The sequence below is a fragment of the Kitasatospora cystarginea genome (assembly GCF_039533515.1).
Classification (GTDB): Bacteria; Actinomycetota; Actinomycetes; order Streptomycetales; family Streptomycetaceae; genus Kitasatospora; species Kitasatospora cystarginea.
Genome location: NZ_BAAATR010000018.1, coordinates 150,333 through 171,600 on the forward strand (window position 1 = coordinate 150,333; position 21,268 = coordinate 171,600).

13 protein-coding genes and 1 pseudogene (1 of these 14 running past the window's edge) are annotated in these 21,268 nt (G+C 69.2%); 7 read left to right on the top strand and 7 right to left on the bottom strand.

Annotated elements, in window-relative coordinates; translation table 11 throughout:
- The 6 genes from ABD369_RS20835 to ABD369_RS20860 form a co-directional block, all read left to right on the top strand.
- Positions 1–2,159, top strand: partial view of an SDR family NAD(P)-dependent oxidoreductase gene (locus ABD369_RS20835; RefSeq protein WP_344637981.1) — the 3' portion only. Its footprint begins 21,637 nt before the window's first position; only the last 2,159 of its 23,796 coding nucleotides appear in the window; the start codon falls outside the window, past its left edge; its stop codon occupies positions 2,157–2,159.
- Positions 2,156–7,966: an SDR family NAD(P)-dependent oxidoreductase gene (locus ABD369_RS20840; RefSeq protein WP_344637982.1), complete on the top strand. Its 5,811-nt coding sequence runs from the start codon at positions 2,156–2,158 to the stop codon at positions 7,964–7,966. Before ABD369_RS20835 ends, ABD369_RS20840 begins: the two co-directional genes overlap by 4 nt.
- 1 nt (position 7,967) lies before the next feature.
- Entirely contained in the window at positions 7,968–10,238 is a 2,271-nt protein-coding gene (gene fabD, locus ABD369_RS20845) for an ACP S-malonyltransferase (RefSeq protein WP_344637983.1), read from the top strand.
- Positions 10,239–10,296: 58 nt separating this feature from the next.
- Complete coding sequence (locus ABD369_RS20850) at positions 10,297–11,313, top strand: NADP-dependent oxidoreductase (protein ID WP_344637984.1); 1,017 nt, start codon at positions 10,297–10,299, stop codon at positions 11,311–11,313.
- Between the two features lie 256 nt (positions 11,314–11,569).
- A complete protein-coding gene (locus ABD369_RS20855; RefSeq protein ID WP_344637985.1) occupies positions 11,570–12,388 on the top strand; it encodes an SAM-dependent methyltransferase in 819 nt (272 codons plus the stop codon).
- 159 nt (positions 12,389–12,547) lie between these two features.
- The gene (locus ABD369_RS20860; RefSeq protein WP_344637986.1) at positions 12,548–13,759 is read left to right on the top strand and encodes a cytochrome P450; all 1,212 of its coding nucleotides are present in this window, start codon (positions 12,548–12,550) and stop codon (positions 13,757–13,759) included.
- A 402-nt stretch (positions 13,760–14,161) separates the two neighbouring features.
- Here the strand turns inward: ABD369_RS20860 and ABD369_RS20865 are convergent, their stop codons facing one another.
- Positions 14,162–15,055, bottom strand: a complete 894-nt coding sequence (locus tag ABD369_RS20865) for a methyltransferase domain-containing protein (protein ID WP_344637987.1) — start codon at positions 15,053–15,055, stop codon at positions 14,162–14,164.
- Between the two features lie 176 nt (positions 15,056–15,231).
- Here ABD369_RS20865 and ABD369_RS20870 point away from each other — a divergent pair.
- A pseudogene (locus ABD369_RS20870) lies at positions 15,232–15,621 on the top strand (transposase family protein); the annotation flags it as partial.
- 114 nt (positions 15,622–15,735) lie between these two features.
- Here ABD369_RS20870 and ABD369_RS20875 read toward each other — a convergent pair.
- From ABD369_RS20875 to ABD369_RS20900, 6 genes are all read right to left on the bottom strand, one after another.
- Positions 15,736–16,563 carry a GNAT family N-acetyltransferase gene (locus tag ABD369_RS20875; protein ID WP_344637988.1) on the bottom strand — a complete coding sequence of 276 codons (828 nt, stop codon included), beginning with the start codon at positions 16,561–16,563 and terminating at the stop codon, positions 15,736–15,738.
- A 114-nt stretch (positions 16,564–16,677) separates the two neighbouring features.
- Positions 16,678–17,445 (bottom strand): ATP-binding cassette domain-containing protein, encoded by a 768-nt coding sequence (locus ABD369_RS20880; protein WP_344637989.1) that lies wholly within the window; start codon positions 17,443–17,445, stop codon positions 16,678–16,680.
- 864 nt (positions 17,446–18,309) lie between these two features.
- Positions 18,310–18,828: an aKG-HExxH-type peptide beta-hydroxylase gene (locus ABD369_RS41190; RefSeq protein ID WP_425557698.1), complete on the bottom strand. Its 519-nt coding sequence runs from the start codon at positions 18,826–18,828 to the stop codon at positions 18,310–18,312.
- 66 nt (positions 18,829–18,894) lie between these two features.
- Positions 18,895–19,209: a hypothetical protein gene (locus tag ABD369_RS20890; protein WP_344637991.1), complete on the bottom strand. Its 315-nt coding sequence runs from the start codon at positions 19,207–19,209 to the stop codon at positions 18,895–18,897.
- A 113-nt stretch (positions 19,210–19,322) separates the two neighbouring features.
- A complete protein-coding gene (locus ABD369_RS20895) occupies positions 19,323–19,466 on the bottom strand; it encodes a hypothetical protein (RefSeq protein WP_344637992.1) in 144 nt (47 codons plus the stop codon).
- Between the two features lie 245 nt (positions 19,467–19,711).
- Entirely contained in the window at positions 19,712–20,962 is a 1,251-nt protein-coding gene (locus ABD369_RS20900; protein ID WP_344637993.1) for an MFS transporter, read from the bottom strand.
- Positions 20,963–21,268: the final 306 nt, after the last annotated feature.

The window sequence follows — 21,268 nt, forward strand, 5'->3', positions numbered from 1 at the left end:
TCAAGAAGCTCTCGGCGGCCGAGCGCGACGGCGACCACATCCACGGCCTCATCCGCTCCTCGGCAGAGAACCACGGCGGCCGGGGCAACTCCCTGACCGCGCCCAACCCCAAGGCGCAGGCCGCGCTCCTGCGGGAGGCGTACGAGAAGGCGGGGATCGACCCGCGGACGGTGGGCTACATCGAGGCCCACGGCACCGGGACCAGGCTGGGCGACCCCGTCGAGATCAACGGGCTGAAGGCGGCGTTCCGCGAGCTGTACGAGATGCACGGCGCGACGGTGGAGGAAGCCCACTGCGGCGTGGGGTCGGTGAAGACCAACATCGGCCACCTGGAGCTCGCCGCCGGTGCGGCAGGTGTGATCAAGGTGCTGCTCCAGATGCGGCACCGCACGCTGGTCAAGAGCCTGCACTGCGAGAGGGTCAACCCCTACATCGACCTGGAGGGCAGCCCCTTCCACCTCGTCCGCGAGCGGCAGCCGTGGGTGGCGCCCCGTGACGCGCAGGGCCGTGAGCTGCCGCGCCGGGCCGGAGTCAGCTCGTTCGGCTTCGGCGGCGTCAACGCCCATGTCGTGCTCGAGGAACACGTGCCCCGGACCGCCTCCGAGCCGGACCAGGCGCCCACCGAACGCCTCCCGTTCCTGCTGTCGGCGGCCCGCCCCGAAGTACTGCGCGAGATCGCCACGCGCTGGGTGGACGCGCTGCGCCGCGGCACGTACGACGACACCGACCTCGCGTCGATCGCGTACACCTCCCAGACGGGACGCACGCAGATGTCCGAGCGCCTCGCCTGCCTGGCCCGGACCGTCGACGAGCTCAGCGAGGCACTGGAAGCCTGGCTGCGCGGTGAGATCGCCGGCAACGTCTTCAGCGGCCGCGTCCCGCGCGGCGTCGACCTCCCGGACGTACCGGCCGCGTTCGGCGCCGGGGAGGACCTCACCGCCTTGAGCCGGCAGGACTGGGCGAGCCTGCTGGAGACCTGGGTGCGCGGTGCCGCCTTCGAGTGGGACCGGCTCCACACCGGGCGCCGGCCGCGCCGGATCCCGCTGCCGACCTACCCGTTCCGCCTCCAGCGCTACTGGGTCGACACCACGCGCCCCGCGAACGGCGCCCGGCCGACGGTGCTTCACCCGCTGGTGCACGTGAACACCTCGGACCTGGACGAGCACCGGTACACCTCGCGCTTCACCGGCCGCGAGTTCTTCCTCACCGACCACCGGGTGCAGGACCGGGTGATGGAGGTGGTGTCCGGATGGCGGCCGGGCCGCGCGTTCGTCGCCTCCGACGACCGCCCGCACGCCGTACCCGTCCTGCCCGCCGTCGCCTACCTGGAGATGGCGCGTGCCGCGGCGGTCCAGGCCGCCGGGGGCGACGAGGGGACATGGTCGCTGAAGCTGGCGTCGTGGCTGCGCCCGCTCACGGTCGAGCAGGAGACCGACGTGCACGTCGCGCTGTCCACCCGGGCCGGTGACGGACTGGGCTACGAGGTGTACTCGGTGGACGAGCACGGCGAACGCGTCGTGTTCGGCCGGGGCCAGCTGCGGCGCCGGAGCGGGACGCCGGGCGAGCGACTCGACCTCGCGGCGCTGCGCGCGCGGTGCGACGGCCCCGTGCTCGACGCCGAGGCCTGCTACGAGCGGTTCTCCGGCATCGGCATGACCTACGGCCCGACGCTGCGGGCGATCGAGGAACTGCACACGGGCACGCGGCAGGCGATGGCGCGCCTGAACCTGCCCGCCGGCGCGGCCCGCGAGAGCGGCTTCGTGCTGAACCCGAGCATGCTCGACGCCGCGCTGCAGGCCACGGTCGGACTCTTCGTCGGCGAACCCGGCACCGCCCGCACGGCACTGCCCTTCGCCCTGCGCGAACTGGAGGTGCTCCGCGCCGCCCCGGCCACGGGCTGGGTGATCATCCGCTTCGCCGAGGACGACCACCCGGGCGCCGTCCGTCGCCTCGACCTCGACCTCTGCGACGACAACGGCGACGTCTGCGTACGCCTCCGCGGCTTCAGCGCCCGCACCCTCGGCAACGACGCGCCCACCGAGCCGGCCCCGGCGGCAGAGCCGCCGGCCGAGCCTGACGACGCGTACCTGCTGCACCTGATCGAAGCCATCAGCCAGCGCGAACTGAGCGCGGACGAGTTCAAGAGGAGCCTGATATGAGCACCCGAGTCGATTCCCTGGACGAGCTGCACCGGCTCATTCGCGAGGGACGGGTGGGACAGGACGAAGCGCTCCGCCTGATCCGCGACTGGAAACTGGCGCGGACCGAGCAGCAGCCGCCTGCCGCCGACACCGAGGATCTGGTGGAACGGATCTGCGACGTCGTGATCGAGAAGGTCTGCGAGCTGCTGAAGGTGAGCGCGGCGGACCTGGACGTGGACGTCGACCTCAGCGAGTACGGCCTGGACTCCATCGTCATCAGCCAGCTGGTGATCATGGTGAACGAGTCTCTGGGACTGGAGCTCGTGCCCACGGTCCTCTTCGAGCACCCGACCCTCCGGGCCTTCAGCGCGCATCTCGCCGACGAGTACGGCTCCTCGCTGACCACCCGTCTCGGCCTGCGGCCGCCCGCCCCCGTGGTGGCCCGGCCCCCCGTCCCGGAGCCCGCCGCAGTCCCCACGCCCACACCGGCCGCGCCCGTTCCCCCACGGGCGTACCGGCAGGACGCCGAACCCATCGCGGTGGTCGGCGTCAGCGGCCGCTTCCCACAGGCCGAGGACATCGACGCCTTCTGGCGGAACCTGCGTGACGGACGCGACTGCGTGAGCGAGGTCCCCGCCGACCGGTGGGACTGGCGCGCCTACTTCGGCGACCCCCTCCGGGAGGCGGGGCGCACCAACGTCAAGTGGGGCGGCTTCATGGACGGCGTCGCCGACTTCGACCCGTTGTTCTTCGGCATCGCACCGAAGGACGCCGTGCACATGGACCCCCAACAGCGCCTGCTGATGCTCTACGTCTGGAAGGCGCTGGAGGACGCCGGATACGCCGCCGACCGGCTCGCGGGGGAGAACCTCGGACTGTTCGTCGGCACCAACGACACCGGCTACAGCCTGCTGGCCGACCGCAGCGGCGGCAGGGGCGAGAGCGTCACGCCCACTGGCAGCGTCCCCTCGATCGGCCCGAACCGGATGAGCTACTTCCTCGACGTGCACGGCCCCAGCGAGCCCATCGAGACCGCCTGTTCGAGCTCCCTGGTCGCCATCCACCGCGGCGTCGCCGCGCTCGAACGCGACGAGTGCGACATGGTTGTCGTCGGCGGCGTCAACACCATGGTGATTCCGGACGGCCACATCAGCTTCAGCAAGTCCGGGATGCTCAGCGTCGAAGGACGGTGCAGCACCTTCTCCGACCGCGCCGACGGCTACGTCCGTGGCGAGGGCGTGGGCATGCTGGTGCTCAAGAAGCTCTCCGCGGCCGAGCGCGACGGCGACCACATCCACGGCCTCATCCGCTCGACCGCCGAGAACCACGGCGGCCGCTCCAACTCCCTGACCTCCCCCAACCCCAAGGCACAGGCCGCGCTGATCCGGCGAGCCTACGGCAAGGCGGGCATCGACCCCCGGACGGTCGGCTACATCGAGGCCCACGGCACCGGCACCAAGCTGGGCGACCCCATCGAGATCAACGGACTCAAGGCGGCGTTCCGCGAGCTGTACGAGGCCCACGGCGCGACGGTGGAGGAAGCGCACTGCGGCGTGGGCTCGGTGAAGACCAACATCGGCCACCTCGAACTCGCGGCGGGCGTCGCCGGCGTGATCAAGGTGCTGCTCCAGATGCGGCACCGCACGCTGGTCAAGAGCCTGCACTGCGAGAGGGTCAACCCCTACATCGACCTGGAGGACAGCCCCTTCCACCTGGTGCGCGAACAGCGGCCCTGGCCCGCCCCGCGCGACGCGGAAGGCCGTGAGCTGCCGCGCCGGGCCGGAGTCAGCTCGTTCGGCTTCGGCGGTGTCAACGCCCACGTCGTCCTCGAGGAGTACGTCCCCCACCCCGCACCAGCGACGAACACCGCGGACCCCGTGGCCATCGTGATATCGGCGTCGGAACCCGAGACCCTGCGCGCACGGGTCCAGCAGCTCGCCGACTGGATCGACGCGGGCCGGCTCGGCGAAGCCGACCTGCCGGGCCTCGCCTACACCCTCCAGGTCGGCCGCGTCGCGATGGAGGAGCGCCTGGCCTTCCTGACCCACTCGCCCGCCGATCTGCGCGAGCGGCTGCGCGCCTATCTCGACGGCGGCAAGGCCCAGGGACTGCACACCGGACGGGCACAGCGCCAGGGGCCGTGGAGCGAACTCGTCGGGGACGACGACATCGCCGTCGCCATCGACAGCTGGATAGCCAAGGGCAAGATCGGGCGCCTGCTCAAGCTCTGGGTCACCGGCTTCAACTTCGACTGGCAGCGGCTGTACGCGGACCGGTCGATGCGACGCATGCCGCTGCCGACCTACCCGTTCCACCTGCAGCGCTTCTGGATCGCCGACGCCAAGGGCGAAGCACAGATCCTGCCGAGCGCGCCTCCCGCGCCCCACCGCCGCGAACTGGACGGGCACGAGTTCTACCTGCGCGACCACCGCGTCCGCGAGACACCGGTACTGCCCGGCGCCGCATACCTCGAATTCGTACGCGAAGCGGCCGTCAAGGCCGCCCCTGGAGCCGCCCCCACCGGTGTGCGCCTGCGGGACGTCGCCTGGCTGCGCCCCCTGGAGGTGACAGCACCGCGCTCCCTCGACGTCGAACTGGACCCGGTGGACGGGGCGTTCGAGGTGCACGCCCACCACGCTGGTGAGCGCGTCCTGCACGCGCAGGGGACCGTGCGCCTCGACCCCGCCCTGCTCGCGTCGGACATCATCCACGACATCGACGCGCTGCGCGCGAACTGCCCGTCCCGGTGCGACGGCACCGAGTTCTACACGCTGTTCGCCCGCATGGGCATGCACTACGGCCCCGCGTTCCAGACCGTCGAATCGGTGCACTACGGCGAGGACATGGCGGTGGCACGCCTGCGCCTGCCCGCGGCGGCGGCAACCTCGTTCACGCTCAACCCCGGCATGCTCGACGCCGCCCTCCAGGCGACCCTGGGCCTGGTCCTCGGCGAGCGGGACGACGCTCCCACCGAGAACTCCCTGCCCTTCAGCGTGCGCGAGGTGCAGGTGCTCGCCGCCACCCCGGCCGAGGGCTGGGCGCTCGTACGCCGCGCCGAGGACGACCGCCGCGACTCCGGTGTGCGCCGCCTCGACATCGATCTGTGCGACACACGGGGCAACGTCTGCGTGCGCCTGCTGGGCTTCAGCACCCGCGTGCAGCGGGAGCGCCCGTCCGCCGCCGTCGAGGTCCCGGACACGCCCGCGCTGATGGTCCACGCGGACTGGCGAGACAACGTGGCACCCCAGGACCGCGGCGGCGACCTGATCCGGCATGTCGTCCTGTGCGAGCTGCCCGAGGTGGACGCGACCGCGCTGGGCGAAGCGGTGGGCGGCACCTGCGAGAGCTGGCAGGCCGACGGCGCGATCGAGACGCGCTACACCACGTACGCCGAGCGCCTGCTGGAACTGCTGCGCGGCAAGGCCCAGGAGGCGGCGCGGCCGCAGCGCGTGGTCCAGGTCGTCACCCCCGCGAGCGCACCCTGGCTGGGCGGCCTGAGCGGCATGCTGCGCACGGCGCGCATGGAACACCCCAAGCTGTTGACGCAGTGGATCGAACTCGACGACGCACCGCGGCCGGCTGAACTGGCCGAACGGCTGCGGTGCGACGGTGCCGACGTCGACGAGGAAGCCGTGCGTTACCGCGGAGGACGCCGGCAGGTGTCCCACTGGCGCGAGATTCCCACGCCCGCCCCGGAAACTCCCTGGCGCGACGGCGGGGTCTACCTGCTGACCGGCGGCGCCGGCGGGCTCGGCGCCCTGTTCGCCCAGGACATCGCCCACCGGGTCCAGTCGCCCACACTGGTCCTCTGCGGCCGGAGCCCGGCCGGACCCGCGCAGGAGGAACTGCTCACCGCCCTGCGCGCGTCGGGGGCCAAGGCCGACTACCGCGTGCTGGACGTCGCCGACCGCACCGAGGTGCTCCAGGCCGTACGCGACATCGAGGCCGAGCACGGCACACTGCACGGCATCGTCCACGCGGCGGGAGTGCTGCGCGACGGCTTCGTCGCCAGGAAGAGCGCGGCCGATCTGCGGGAGGTGTTCGCCGCCAAGGTCAGCGGGCTCCGCAACCTCGACGAGGCCACCGCCGGGACGTCGCTCGACTGCTTCGTCGGCTTCTCCTCGATGGCGGCCTTCGGCAACGTGGGTCAAGCCGACTACGCCGCGGCCAACGGCTTCATGGACGGCTTCGCCGCCCACCGGGAGTCCCTGGTCGCCCAGGGCAGCCGTGCGGGGCGCACCCTGATGGTGAACTGGCCGCTGTGGGAGGAGGGCGGCATGGGCGCCGACACCTCGACCCTGGGCCTCCTGGAATCCGTGGGCATGCGGCCCATGCGCGCGTCGGTGGGCATCGACGCCCTGAACCGCGCCTGGGCCGTCCGGAAGCCGAGCGTCATCGCGCTGGACGGTGACCACGCGCGGATGCGGGAGCGGTTCCTGCCCGCACACGAGCCGGTATCGGCCACCGAGCCCGCGACGGCCGTGGAAGCGGCGCCGGCCGCCGACCCGGAGCCGGCTGCGCGGTCGACGATGGGCGACGTGGTCGCGGACCTCATGGCGACCCTGCTCGAAGTCGACGCCGCGACCCTGCGGTGGGACGAGCCGCTGAGCAACTACGGCTTCGACTCGATCTTCATGGTGCAGTTCCTCACGAAGGCACAGACGCACATCGACGCCTCCCTCACCCTCGACGTCATCGGCGACTGCCGGACGCTCCAGGAAATCGTCGACGAGATCGCCGCCGCGACCTCCCCCGTGCCCGCCCCGGCGGAAGAGGCCCGGCCGGTGGCCCAGACCCGCCCGGCCGAGGCGGCTCCCGCGGTGGAGCCCCCGGCGCGGCCGGCCGAGCCGGTGTCGCCGAACAGCTTCCCCGAACTGGTCCGCATGAACGGTGTCACCGAGGGCAGGCCCGTGTTCTGGGTCCACCACGGCAACGGCGGAGTCGAGTCCTACGCCCCGCTGGCCGCACGCTGCCGGCGCCCCTTCTACGGCATCCAGCCGAAGGGCTGGATCGACTCCACCGACATCCTCACCGGCCAGGTCGCGATGGCCGAGTACTACGCCACCGTCATCCTCGCCGTACAGCCGGAAGGCCCGTACGACATCGGTGGCTTCTCCCTCGGCGGCCTCTTCGCCTACGAGGTCGTGCGGCAGCTCCAGTCGCGCGGGGCGGAGGTCAGCTCGCTGGTCATGCTGGACACGCTGGACGCCGAGGCGACCAACAAGGCCAACGCCCTGATCGTCGGGGGCGACTTCAGCTCCGACGCGGTGAGCAAGGTCAGCAACTTCCGCGCGGTCAACCTGATCCTCGGGAACAACCGCTTCGACTCGCACGGCGGCGCCTCCCCGATCCTGCACCGCGACGAGGTCGACACCACGCTGGACGGCCCGGAGTTCCTCGACTCCTTGATCGACGCCGCCCTCGCGCGCGGGGTCAACAAGACCGAGACGCAACTGCGGGCACGCGTCCTGCAGTTGGCGCGTTACTTCCAGGCCACTCAGGGCGAGACGTACACGGTGGACCCGCTGCCCCGGCGGGACGGGCTGCGCTGCTACTACCTGCGCAACCGCGGCGGCAAGTTCTTCGGCGCGTTCGAGGACCACATGGTGCTCTTCCCCAACCCGGACCTGCCCACGGTGGACGGCATCACCTACTGGCAGCAGTGGGCGGAGCAGATCGACGACTTCTTCACCATCGACGTGGACACCTCGATGCACGCCGAGGTGATGACGGCCCCGCAGTCGCTCGACAAGCTGATGCGGCTGTGCGACAGGCTGTACGCCGCCGAGGTCCCGGCCGAACTCTCCGCGCGGGGAGGCCGCTGACATGAAGGCAGTGGTCTTCCCCGGCCAGGGCGCACAGCGGCGCGGGATGGGGCGCGAGCTCTTCGACGCCTACCCCGAACTCGTCGAGGAATCCTCCAGCGTGCTCGGGTACTCGATCCGCGAGCTGTGCCTGGACGACCCGGGACACCAACTGGGCCGCACCGAGTACACCCAGCCCGCGCTGTTCGTGGTCGGCGCGCTCGCCTACCGCTGGTGGCGTGAGAACAACGGCGACGAGGTGGCCTTCTTCGCCGGCCACAGCCTCGGCGAGTACTGCGCGCTGCACGCCGCGGGCGCGTTCGACTTCACCACCGGCCTGCGCCTCGTCCAGCAGCGCGGCGCACTGATGGCACAGGCGCGGGGCGGCGGCATGGCGGCGGTGGTCGGAGTCGACCCGGAACGGCTGCACGTGCTCCTCGAAGAGGGCGGATTCTCCGCCCTGACCATCGCCAACGACAACGCACCGGCGCAGAAGGTCGTTTCGGGTGACACCGAGACCATCCGCGCGCTGGTGTCCTACCTCGATTCGCGTGGCGTCCGCTGCGCGAGACTGAGCGTGTCCGGCGCCTTCCACTCGCCCCTGATGCGGCAGGCGCAGCAGGACTTCGCCCGCTTCGTGGACGGGTTCACCCTGGGCGATCCGAGGACACCCGTGATCGCCAACGCGACGGCCCGCCCGTACGTGGCCGGCGAGACCGCGCGCACGCTCACCGAACAGGTCGTGCGGCCCGTGCGCTGGACCGACAGCGTGCGTCACCTGCTGGACCAGGGTGTCACCGACTTCGTCGAACTCGGCGGCCAGGTGCTCGGCAAACTGATCGACCAGATCCGCTCCGCCCCGCGCCCCGCTCCGCTCCCCGACGCACCGGCGGCCGCCCTGGGCAGCCCCTTGTTCCGCGAGCGGATGGGGGTGCGCCACGCCTATCTCGTGGGCGGCATGTACCGGGGGATCGCCTCGGCCGAGATGGTCGTCAGGCTCGGCAGGAACGGCATGCTGGGCTTCCTGGGAACCGGCGGTCTGTCGCTCCCGGAGATCGAGCGTGGGGTGCTGGACATTCAGAGGGGCCTCACCCGGGGGGAGCCCTACGGCGTCAACGTGCTCGCCGACCACGACGACCCCGCCGCCGAGCGCGAGCTGATCGACCTGCTGTCGCGCCATCGTGTGCGCGTCATCGAGGCGTCGGCCTTCATGCAGATGTCATCCGCGCTCGTCCTCCACCGGGCGCGGGGGCTCCGTCGCGGCGCCGACGGCAAGCCGGTGTGCGACCACCACATCGTGGCCAAAGTGTCGCGTCCGGAAGTCGCGCGGGCGTTCATGGCACCCGCCCCCGAGCCGGTGCTGGAAAAGCTGCGCCGGGAGAACGCGCTGACCGACGAGCAGGTGGAACTCGCCCGGCAGGTGCCCATGAGCCACGACATCACGGTCGAGGCCGACTCCGGCGGACACACCGACGGCGGCGTCGCCACGGTCATGATGCCGGCCATGCTCCGGCTCCGGCAGGAGGCGCAGGACCGGTACGGCTACGCCGAACCCCTCTGCATGGGCCTCGCCGGCGGTCTCGGCACCCCCTCGGCGGTGGCGGCGGCCTTCATGATGGGCGCCGATTACGTCCTCACCGGCTCCGTCAACCAGTGCACGGTGGAAGCCGGGACGAGCGCCGTGGTCAAGGACATGCTGCAGGACGTCGGTATCGCCGACACCGCCTATGCCCCGGCCGGTGACATGTTCGAGCTGGGCGCCAAGGTCCAGGTGCTCCGCAAGGGCGTGTTCTTCCCCACCAGGGCCAACAAGTTGTTCTCCCTCTACTCGCACTACGACGGCATCGAGGAGATCCCGGCGAAGACGCGCTCACTGCTGGAGAGGACGTACTTCGGCAGGAGCCTCGACCGGGTCTGGGAGGAAGTCCGCGACTATCTCCGGTCGCGGGGGAGGGACGCCGAGATCTCCCAGGCCGAAGCACAGCCCAAACAGAAGATGGCGCTCGTGTTCCGCTGGTACTTCTTCCACACGACGCGCCTCGCCATGGAGGGCGACGGCTCGGGCAAGGTGAACTACCAGATCCACACGGGCCCGGCCCTGGGGGCGTTCAACCAATGGGTCGCCGGCACCGACATGGAGCCATGGCGAAACCGGCATGCCGACCGGATCGGCCTCATGCTGCTCGAAGGTGCCGCCGAACACATCGAATCCGCGATGAGGACCTGGCGCGACGCCCTCGCATCCCCGCCCACGGACGGGAGCCAAAATCGCCTGCGTCTCCTCGAATCCTGAGGCGCAATTCCGTGGTGCCGCATATCGGCCCCGTTCTTTACGGTAGTTGAGGAGAGTGATGACCGTTCCGTCCAAGGGAACCGAAGTCCGGCTCGCCGCTCGCCCTGAGGGCTGGCCGACCCTGGAGACCTTCTCGGTCGTGCAGGCGGAGCTGCCCCCGCTGGGCGCCGGCCAGGTGCTGGTGCGCAATCTGGTGATGAGCGTCGACCCGTACATGCGCGGGCGGATGACCGATGTCAGGTCCTACGTACCGCCGTTCGCCGTCGGCAAGGCACTCGACGGGGGCGCCGTCGGTGAGGTCATCGTGTCGAAGTCGCCGGGTCTCGCCGTCGGAGACCTGGTGCTGCACGGCCTCGGCTGGCGGGAGTACGCCGTCGTGGGCGCCGCCGGCGCGGTCAGGGTCGACCCGGCCGTCGCGCCGCCCGGCGCCTACCTGGGCGTGCTGGGCATGCCCGGGCACGCCGCCTACGCGGGGCTGCTGAAAGCCGCCGAATTCCGCGAAGGCGACGTCGTGTTCGTCTCCGCGGCCGCGGGCGCGGTCGGATCACTGGTCGGCCAGATCGCCAGGCTGTCCGGTGCGGCGAGAGTGGTCGGATCAGCCGGGAGCGCGGAGAAAGTGGCCTACCTCACCGAGGAACTGGGCTTCGACGCCGCGTTCAACTACAAGGACGGGCCGGTCCGGGAACAACTCGCGAAAGCCGCACCGGGCGGCATCGATGTCTATTTCGACAACGTCGGTGGCGAACACCTGGACGCCGCACTGCTCCTGGGCAGAATGGGCGCACGCTTCGCTCTCTGCGGCGCGATCTCGCAGTACAATCTGAAGGGCGAGATCGTCGGACCGCGAAACCTGATGCAGGCCATTGCCAAGGGAATCACTCTGCGCGGCTTCCTCGTCGGTGAATACACCGATCTGAAGGACCAGTTCCTGGACCGGATGGGCCGCTGGCTGACCGAGGGGCGGATCACCCACCGGGAAACCGTCGTGCAGGGCCTGGAGAACGCGCCGGCCGCGTTCATCGACATGCTGCGGGGCGCGAACACCGGCAAAATGCTCGTCAAGATAGCCGGCTGAGCGCGTAGTTCTCGCAAAGAACGCGAATATTCGCCCCGGTGCACTGTTCCTTGTTCACCCCCGGACCGGTAGCGTGTTCCTCACGCGCAACCACCGACGTCGTCGATGTGAACGCGCCTCGCGGCCGATTCCTCGCTCGCCGCCTTTCTCTTCGAAACCTGCCCGCTGAATCCGCTCGACGGCGCCCGTACCGCGTACGCGCCAGGCGAATCAGCCGGCCATGAATTCCACGCATGAAGACAACGGAGGACCTCGAATGTCGAACCCCACCACCATCCCCGTCCCCGCAGAGGTCGGACTCCTCTACGACCGCCTGACCGCGCTCGACACCGCCGCGCAGGGAGGGAGTCTCCACCTCGGCTACTGGGACCTCGACGACAACGAGGTGCCCCTCGTCGACGCGGCCGACCGGCTCACCGACCTGATGACCGACGCCCTGCGGCTCGAAAAGGGCCACCAGGTGCTCGACGTCGGCTGCGGGGTAGGGCAGCCGGCCATGCGGATCGCGGTGCGCACCGGCGCCCACGTCACCGGGATCTCGATCAGCCGGGACCAGATCGCTCGCGCCACCGAGCTCGCAGAGGCGGCCGGGCTTGCCGACGAGGCGGAGTTCCGCCACGCCGACGCCATGGAACTGCCCTTCCCCGACAACTCCTTCGACGCGGCCATCGCCATCGAGTCGATCTTCCACATGCCCGACCGCGAGCGGGTCCTCAGCGAGATCCGTCGGGTGCTGCGCCCCGGTGGCCGACTGGTGCTGACCGACTTCTTCGAGCGCGCCCCGATCCCTGCCGACAAGCAGCCCGCCGTGGACCGCCTGCTCCGCGACTTCATCATGACGCTGGCGCGCCCCGAGGACTATGTGCCCATGCTCGGCCGCGCGGGCCTGCGCTTCGTCGAACTCCGCGACATCACCGAGCAGAGCGTGCGTCAGACCTTCGAGCAGATGAGCCGCAGCGAGCAGGACCTGGACCCGGTCTTCGACGAGGAGGCGGACGAGAAGTTCAGCCCCGCGGCCATGATCGACGTCGATGAGTTCGGCTCCGTCCTGCTGACCGCGCAGAAGCCCGTCTGAGACGGCACGCCGGAATTCGGCAGGGCCCGCCCGCGGCCCTTCGAGGACCATCGCCGCCGACCGCGCGGCCGATGGCGAAGGGCCGCGGGCGGGCGCGCCGGACCAAGCGACGGATCTCCAGCGCACCCCTGTCAACGCACTGCTCAGGAGAGAAGTTCTGTGACTGCACCCACCGAAGACAACACCACGCTCGCCTTTCCCGTCCCCCGCACCTGCCCGTACCAGCTGCCCGCCGAGTACGCCGGTCTCCGCGAGAGCAGCCCGGTGGCGAAGGTGACCCTGCCCACCGGCAGGTCCGCGTGGATCCTGACCAGGTACGAGGACGTCCGCAAGGCGCTGGCCGACCCCCGTCTGAGCTCCGACCGGGGACACCCGGACTTCCCCATGCTGGTCGAACTGGCCAAGAGCGACAGGGACTCCACGCTCTCCCTGGCCGGTATGGACGCGCCCGAGCACACCGCCGCACGACGCGCGGTGGTCGGCGAATTCACCTTCCGGCGGATGGAGGCGCTGCGCCCGCGCATCCAGGACATCGTCGACGCATGCATCGACGAGATGCTGGCCGGCCCCAAGCCAGCCGATCTGGTGAAGGCACTCTCCTTCCCGGTGCCGTCGCTGGTCATCTGCGAGCTGCTGGGCGTGTCCGACACCGACCGTGACTTCTTCGAGGACCGCACCTCCCGCATGCTCAGCATGACGCTCCCGCCGCTGACCCGGCAGCAGGCGTTCTTCGACCTGCAGACCTATCTGGACGAGCTGGTGACGAGCAAGGAGGAGTCCCCCGAGGACGACCTGCTCAGCCGCCAGGTCGCCAAGGGCCGGCAGGCGGGCACCTACGATCACGACGCCCTGGTCGACCTGGCGTTCCTGCTGCTGACCGCCGGGCACGACACGACCGGGAACATGATCTCGCTGGGCACGCTGGCCCTGCTGGAGAGGCCGGAGCTGCGGGCGAGGATCACGGACGACCCCGGCTCGACCCCGGACGTCGTCGAGGAACTACTGCGGTACTTCACCATCACGGACATCATCACCGCCCGCGTGGCGAAGGACGACGTCGAGATCGGGGGACAGATCATCCGCGTTGGCGAGGGCGTCTTCGCGCTCGGCGGCTCGGCGAACCGCGATCCCGCGGTGTTCGAGAACCCCGACGAGCTTGACGTCGACCGCGGCGCGCGCCAGCACCTCGCGTTCGGCCACGGCCCGCATCAGTGCCTCGGACAGAGCCTCGCGCGGATGGAGCTGGAGATCGTCTACGAAACCTTGCTCCGCCGTGTTCCCGGACTCCGGCTGGCCGAGAGCGTCGACGACCTGCCACTGAAGAACGACGCGGCGATCTTCGGCCTGCACGGGCTGCCGGTCATCTGGTAGAAGGCCGCGAATCCGGAGCCCGGCGCAAGGCAACCCGTCCGTGCCCTCTCGGGTCATACACCATGTAACTCCCGATCTATTGCGTGTCTTGTGGGGGAGTGGCGAATGCGGCACCGACCCAGCGCGACGGACTTCAACGGACTGGGCGGGCGGCGACGGAAATCAGCCGTGAAGTCAGCGCCGGCTGGCTTGGGCCCGGCGGTCTCTGCCGGGCCCAAGCCCATGGACTGCAAGTCTGCGTCTTCGTGCGACAGTTGACAGATGCTGTGCTCGCAGTTCGAGATCAACTGGCTGCGCACGCGACGCTACGACGCAGACGGGCAGGTAACGGAGGGCGGCATGGCTTCGAGGATCATGGAGTTCTCGACGCCCCGTGATCCGAGTGGAAGACCGTATCCGCACCTAACCGAGTGCCGGAGGGTGCTCGGCTGGACGGCGTCCCCAGGCCGAGATCAGCGGCGCGAGTGTCAGGTCGAGTTCGCCCGCGTGGATGGCGGCCAGGTGCGCGTCGATCTCGGCGTCGTCGGCCAGGCCGGCCGCGAGCAGCTCGCCGCGCACGTGCCGGATGGTCGCCGCCTCCAGCCGGTCGCAGGCCAGCCCGCCGACCGGGAAAGAGCCCGCCGCGGCGACATCTACCAAGCCGGCCTCACGCAATGCCCGCGGCAGTGTCCGGCCGTAGCGCAGGTCCGCGCCGCGGCGCGTCAGCAGCTCCCGGACCGCGTCGCGCAGCCGGTTGGCCCGTCGCTGCGCAGGGCCGCTGTCGTCCAGGCATGCCAGTGGCTGCAGAGCGGTATCGGCGTCCTCGACCAGCAGCCAGCCGCCGGGCCGTAGCGCTGCCGCCATCGTGGCCAACGCGCGAGCCCGGTCGGGTACATGGACCAGCACGAGTCGGGCGTGCACCAGATCGAACGTCCCCGGCTCCGGGGGCGGGTCAGCGGCGACGTCGTGCTGGCGCACCTCGTACCCGTCGCCTGCCTTCAGCCATGACGGGTCGATGTCCGTGGCCAGCACGTGCCCGGTCGGACCGACGGACGCCGCGAGCGCCTCCGGGATACTGGGGCCGCCGGCCCCCACTTCCCAGCAGCGCGAGCCGGCCCTGACCCCCAGTCGATCGACGTGCCCGCGCGTCACACCGTCGAACAGCTCGGCCAGCCAAGCGAATCGCTCGCCCGCCTCGGCGCGCGCGTTGTCCAGCAGGTACCCGCGGGCGGGAGCGGACTCTCCACCGAGCGCGGTAGTCCCGCCTATCAGATCAGGTCGGCCATCGACGTGCGGTGGGCGGGGCGAGGAAGTCATGACTACATGGTCAACCTTCCCGGGCCACCAGCGCCACGATGACGGGAGAGGGATGTCTCACACAGTCAGCGAACCCCGCACGTCCTACAGCACGGTTCTGCACCGTGACGCGCCGGAAGGGGTACACGTATTCGGACCCCAGAGCCAGCGCGCCAGGCGCGGGACGGCGCGCTGACCGGACTGTCGGGGTCTCCGCAGCGCGACCGGGACGCACCTCGGAGATCACCGCCTGCCGTCACGACAAGCTCACCGCCCATCTCCGTGCAGCCGGTCTCGGAGCCATCGCCGACCTGGGCTTCGTCGGCCTCGACGACAGCGGCCCCGACGACAGCGGCCCCGACGCCGACCCGGCCGTGATCACCGACTACGAGGCCGCCCGGAACCGCCCCCTGACTTGCGGCCAGAAACTGTCCAACACGGCCCTTGCCTCCGTCCGGGCACCGGTCGAGCACGCCTTCGCCCACCTCAAGAACTGGCGGGCCCTCGGCAAGGTCCGCACCGACCCGAAGCGGGCGACCACCCTGGTGCGAGCCTTGCTGGTCCTGACGAATCGCGAAGTCGCCCGGTGGCCGACGATCTACGCCCAGGTCATCCGCCCGCAACCGGCACGAGCACAGCGCCTACCGGCGCATCTGTCCACATGGTTGGAGCCCTGCGGGGCACTGGCGAGCCAGCGGGCTTCACCGCGACGCTGTCACATGAGGAGAGGCCCACCAGGTCGAGGACGTCGCGGCGGTGTAACCCAGCGACTCGTAAAGCGGCCTGCCCAGCTTCGAAGCGGTGAGTGTGACCGGCAGATCCGCCAGGTGGGCGAGGGAGCCGAGCATGACGGCCCGACCCACGCCACGCGACCGGAACGCCGGCGAAGTACCGACCCAGTAATGGCCGCCGACGCCGCCGTCCACGACCCTGACACAGGCTCCCGCGGCCACGTCGCCGTGCAAGGCGACGAACACGTCCACGCCCGGTTGCTTGATCAGCGCCATCGGGAACAGCTCGCCGGGGCGGTAGGGCTCGAATCTGGCCAGCTCGAAGCCCTCGATCACGATCCGCTCGGCCGCCTGGAGGTCCTCGGGCTGCTGTACCCGGATCACGTCCAGCACCGGTTCGTCGACGGGCCCGGGCGGGCGCAGCATGATCGGCATCTGCCGGCTTCGCATGCCCAGGTGGCTCAGGTCGGTCGAGCTGAACGGATCCTCGGCGTTCACCGGGCCCGCGGCCCGGCGGGCCAGCTCGCTCAACTCGGCCAGTTCGCCCGGGTCGAGGTCGGGTTCCTGGATCAGGATCCGCAGGCCTGCACGCTCGTCGCCATCGACCGCGACGAATCCGCGGCGCCGGATCACCTCATGCCCCCGGCATCGGCCGATCGCGATCCAAAAGGCGGCGGAGTTGCGGGCCTGACGCATCGGCGCCTCGGCCAAGGACGTGGGCTGGTCGGTTGAAGTGGATCTCATTGTCATTGTGCCTACGGTAGTGCGAAATTGACCCATCGCATGGGCCAATTCCATGCGAGCCGACTGGGCCATCTTCGGGCCGGGCCACCTGGCGAGCACGAGGAGGAGCCAGCCTTAACAGCACAGCACGGTCGGCTGGACTGCCGTGTTGGGGGCCAGACCGCCGAGTCAGTGTGGCGTCGCGGTCTTGGCGGCGGGCGCTGCTTGCTTGGGTACGGTGCCGGTCTCGTACTGGGCTGCTTGCAGGAGGTATGCCTCGCGGTACTGGGTGGCGGGTTGTTGGGCCATCAGCTGTTCGTGCGTGCCTTGTTCGATGAGGCGGCCGTGGTCGAGGACGTAGATGTGGTCGGCCTTGGCGGTTGCGGCGAGGCGGTGGGTGATGAGGACGACGGTCACGCCGAGGTCGGCGAGTTCCCGGATCCGTTCGAAGGCGGCGATTTCGGCTTTCGCGTCCATCGCGCTGGTCGGTTCGTCGACGACGACCAGGTGCGGCAGTCGGCCGGCGGGGCCGGGGGTGGTGACGCGCAGGTGGGTGCGGGCGAGGGCGACCTTCTGCCACTGGCCGCCGGAGAGTTGGACTCCGCCTTCGAAGCCCTTGGCGGCGAGGGTGTCCCAGCCGCGCGGCAGCTCGTCGAGCACGGGGTGCAGGTCGGCGTACGTGGCGGAGGCGTCGAGTTGGTCCTGCCCGCAGGGGTACTCGGGGCGGCCGAGGAAGAGATTGGCTTTGACCGTGAACGCCCAGCGCTGGAAGTTCTGAGCGAGGATGGCGACGGAGGCGAACAGCTGGTCGCGGTCGGCCTCGGCGGCATCGACGTCATCCCACAGGATCCGCCCGGAGTGGGGCTGGTAGACGCCGGACAGCAGATGGGCCAGGGTGCTCTTGCCCGAGCCGTTGGCTCCGACCAGCGCGACGACGGTGCCGCGCGGGATGGTCATGTAGGTTCCGAGTCTCGACGAACAATGCTGGTGGATCTTGAACATGGGTTGAACAATCCCGGTACGGGCATCGTGAACATCAGGCCATGCTGCCCACCGTTGCGCGGCGTTATGCGAGACATCGTGGAGCTGTACCGGTACGGGTGAAGTGCGCATCGAATCCACGCAGTTGTCGATCACAGGCGTGACTATTGGCCGCGGACGCCGCACTGGCGTGCGATTCATGTGCTCTGGGGGTGCTGCGGTGTGGACAGGTAGTACGGGGGCCGGGCCTACGGTCTGGATCCGGTACGGCGAGGAAGAGGCCCGCTCGGTTGAGGTGCGACGGTTGAGGCTGTGGCACTTCGAGGAGTCGTTGCCGTGGCGGTCCGTTCGCTCTCGTCACGGGCAGGCACATCACTCGGGTAGCTACTGGTCGGCAACAACGGGCGGCTTTGTGATCTACGAGAGTGCTTCCCGGTGTTGCGCTGTCCTGGGTTGAGAACACCGAAACGACGGCCGTCTGGAAGATCGAGGCGAGCTGAGAGTCATACTCCGCGATGCGTTCCAGGCCCGCCGTGAAGAACGCAGCCTTGCTGTCGTCCATTGACGTGGCAGTCCCCCGCTGCGAGTGCCTATCCACTGCCGGCAGGTCGAACAGCTCTGCAAGTAGGCTCGCCTGACTGTCATCTCGGACCAGCACCGTCCTGTCCGCGTCCAGGGCCTGGACCTGCGGCTGGAGGTCCGCCAGGTAGTTGCGGTAGGCCCGGGCGACCAGGCTCTCGCTGAGCGGCTCTCCCTGGATCAAATGGGGGCGTGCAAGAACCAGGAGTGTCTGCAGGTTGGCGGCGGCGCCGGAGAGGAAATACATGCTTGATCAGCTCCTCACGGCCGATTGAAGTCGGCTACATTCCAGCCGTGCTTCCGGTCCAGTCGCTCCACTTCGTCCCGGCAGTGGCGCAGGATTCCAAGGGCATGGTCGGTGAGGAGACTCCTGACCTGCGGACGGTCAATATCCTGGACGGAGCGGATCGCGCCTTGGGTAAGCAGAGGGGAGATAGGGTGGAGCACACTGGAATCCGGGTGCCCCAAGAATTCATCACGCGCCAAGAGGACCTCTGTCGCCACGACGGCACTGTGGTATGCCTTATCCAGAGGGCGAACCGTCTTACGAATGGCGGAGGTGACCCAGTTTTCCTGCTTGAGCAACTTCGGGTAGGAGGTGAAGAGTCTAAACCGGCACTCGTCGAGGAAAAGCAGAGTGTGGCCGAGCTCGTGGATCAGAAATTCGTCGAGGTCCCGGTCTGCCCAGGTGCTGCGTGGATCGACCCACAGCACCCCGACCGCCCCACTTGTCGTTCCGCCGCCGGCCATCCCGCTGGGGGCCTGAAATACCGCGTTGATCGCAAGTGGGTAGACGGCGGCGAATGATTCGTCGCGCTGCGCGAGCGAGGCGGCACGGTCGCGTACTCACCCCAGAGCGGCTTGCGCCTTCTCCGACACCAAGGGCGACTCGGTGCTCAGAGCATCGAACTGGTAGCGGGTGTCGGTCAGCGATGAGTCCGCTTTGAAGATGTCCAGGTATTCTTGGACGCGTTTCGTTTCCCGGACATAGCGCGGCTCGGTGTCGACTTCTGACGGGACGCTGGGCTGGATGGTGTGCAGGAACCCGCGGTACGCCTGCTTGAGCGCGTGTTGGGTTATGGCTTGAGCTCTATCGAGAAACGGGAAGGAAAGCGCAGCGACAGTCTTCAGGTTCTCTTCAGTGCCGTACAAGTGCAGCATGCCGTCTCCTATTCGTCTGCAACAGGGCCGTGCAGCCCACTCGGGTAGGAGGTGCGGGCTGCCGCCGCGGGGTTCAATCCGGTGGATTTCCCGCCACGGCAGCCCGCTCCGGATTAGTCCGGGTCGACAGCGAACATCTGCAGCCGGTACTTCTTCGCGTTGTGGCTGCTCTCACGCATGGCCACGGAGGAATCCTGGGCCTGCTCGATGTCCTCGTCCGTGATCGCGGAAGCGATCTTCTGGAGGAGCTCGTCCATTTGCGTTGCCTCCTCTCGGAAACGGAAATTCCTACAGTGTGCGCCCGTGCATGGCGTGCACGGACCATGAAAGCTAGCCCCGAAGGGCCATGTTTCATCCATCTGTTACGGGACGAATTCCTTCAGCAATCAGGAGGGACGTATGCGCTGGTCAGCCACATGAAGCCGGGTGGAGTTGACTCCTTCACTCTGCGGCATACTGATCTTTCGCCTGAAGAAACATGAGGTGGCGCAGGCGTAACGGTTCATCCGGCGCGCTCGCGCGCACCGTCCTGCAGCTTGTCCGATTCGGTGCTCTTGTGGGTCTCTCGCAGACGTGCGATCGGAATGATCCATAGTGCGGCATAGGCGACGGCGAAGACACCGAGTAAGCACGTGGTCACTGTCATACCAAGAGTGGCCGCGAGCGGAGCGACGGCCAGCGAGGAGACTCCCTGCAAGCCGGAGGAGAGACCGAACGCCAGCACCATCACACGCCCTCGAACGTGATCAGGGCTCGCCAGCTGCAGGCCGTTGATGGCCAGGATCGCGCACGCCCCCACCCCGAGATGGCCCACCAGGGCAGCTGCCATTCCCAGTCCCAGGTTGCTGACCTGCGCCAGAGCCAGGTATCCGAGACCGAAGACGGCCAGGGCAGCAGTGGCTACGAACAGGCGCCGGTCGCCGGAACCGCCAGTGAGCCGCCGGCCCAGGAAGGGGCCGAGAACGGCGCCGACTCCCTGAGCCAGATACAGCGCGCCGACTCCCGCGTCTTCGACGTGGAAGCGGTCGAGGGCGTAGGCGGGCAGGAGGCCGACCATGCCGTAGGAAAGGCGCAGTCCTGCTGTCAGCCACAGGAACGCAGATACCACGGGGGTGACTCGCACGAACTGCCATAGTTCGGCGGTGTCCGCCCACACACGCATGCGCCGCCCCGGCGCAGCCGCTGAGAACGGCCGGCGAATCCTGGAGGTGAGGAGGGCTGACGCGGCAAACGAGAGGATGTCAATGAGCAGAGTGGTGGAGCTTCCCAAGGTGGCGGTGACCACACCGCCCAGGCCGGCCCCTACCAGGAGACCTCCGGAGTACACGCTGCCAAGTGCGGCCTGGGCCAGCGGGAGGTCCTGGGCGTCGACCATGTTGGGCAGGACGGTCTCGGGAATGGGACTCGCCAGGGCGGCGAATACCGACAGGGCTGCCAGGCATACCAGCGCAAGCGGTACCGACCTCAGGTGAAAGGCGATCAGCAGGCCGACTACCGGCACTATGGCTCCGATGTCACATGCAATCCGCAGACGCCTGCGGTCGAAGCGATCGGTGAGCGGGCCGATGACTGGGATCAGTAGCACCCCAGGAAGCGAGTTGACGGCGAACAGGAGCGCGGTCAATCCGGGCGAGCCAGTGCGGTGGTAGACGAAGCCGCTCAACGCGACGAAGGTAAACCAGTCACCGGTCAGGCTGAACGCGGAAGCGCAGAACAGACGTCTGAAGTCGGAGTTGGTTCGGAGGAGCGCCACAAGACGTCCGGGCACGCGAGATCGAGCAGTGAGCACCTGATGACTCCAAACAGCGAAGACGTCCCTGGAGTGCTAAGGGACGAATGGCGAATGCGTAGACGCTTCGCATGGCTCAGTAGCCACCGCGGCGGCTACTGAACGACTGCTGGTTAGCCTCGATCTTGCATGACGGCTCGTCAGCTTTGCTGGCGGGCCGTTTCTGCTTGTCCGGGCGTGCTGTTTGTGCCTGTGGGTATGGCGAGGGCCCGGCTGTCGCGCGGGTGGGCGCCGGGTTCCACGGCTCCGGGGGTGGTCGGCTGCTCGTCA

What these genes read in the sequence shown, in the direction of transcription:
- ABD369_RS20840 (WP_344637982.1), top strand. Translation starts at nt 2,156, where the DNA reads ATGAGCACCCGAGTCGATTCCCTGGACGAGCTGCACCGGCTCATTCGC.
- fabD (WP_344637983.1), top strand. Translation starts at nt 7,968, where the DNA reads ATGAAGGCAGTGGTCTTCCCCGGCCAGGGCGCACAGCGGCGCGGGATG.
- ABD369_RS20850 (WP_344637984.1), top strand. Translation starts at nt 10,297, where the DNA reads ATGACCGTTCCGTCCAAGGGAACCGAAGTCCGGCTCGCCGCTCGCCCT.
- ABD369_RS20855 (WP_344637985.1), top strand. Translation starts at nt 11,570, where the DNA reads ATGTCGAACCCCACCACCATCCCCGTCCCCGCAGAGGTCGGACTCCTC.
- ABD369_RS20865 (WP_344637987.1), bottom strand. Translation starts at nt 15,055, where the DNA reads ATGACTTCCTCGCCCCGCCCACCGCACGTCGATGGCCGACCTGATCTG.
- ABD369_RS20875 (WP_344637988.1), bottom strand. Translation starts at nt 16,563, where the DNA reads ATGGAATTGGCCCATGCGATGGGTCAATTTCGCACTACCGTAGGCACA.
- ABD369_RS20880 (WP_344637989.1), bottom strand. Translation starts at nt 17,445, where the DNA reads ATGACCATCCCGCGCGGCACCGTCGTCGCGCTGGTCGGAGCCAACGGC.
- ABD369_RS20890 (WP_344637991.1), bottom strand. Translation starts at nt 19,209, where the DNA reads ATGCTGCACTTGTACGGCACTGAAGAGAACCTGAAGACTGTCGCTGCG.
- ABD369_RS20895 (WP_344637992.1), bottom strand. Translation starts at nt 19,466, where the DNA reads ATGGACGAGCTCCTCCAGAAGATCGCTTCCGCGATCACGGACGAGGAC.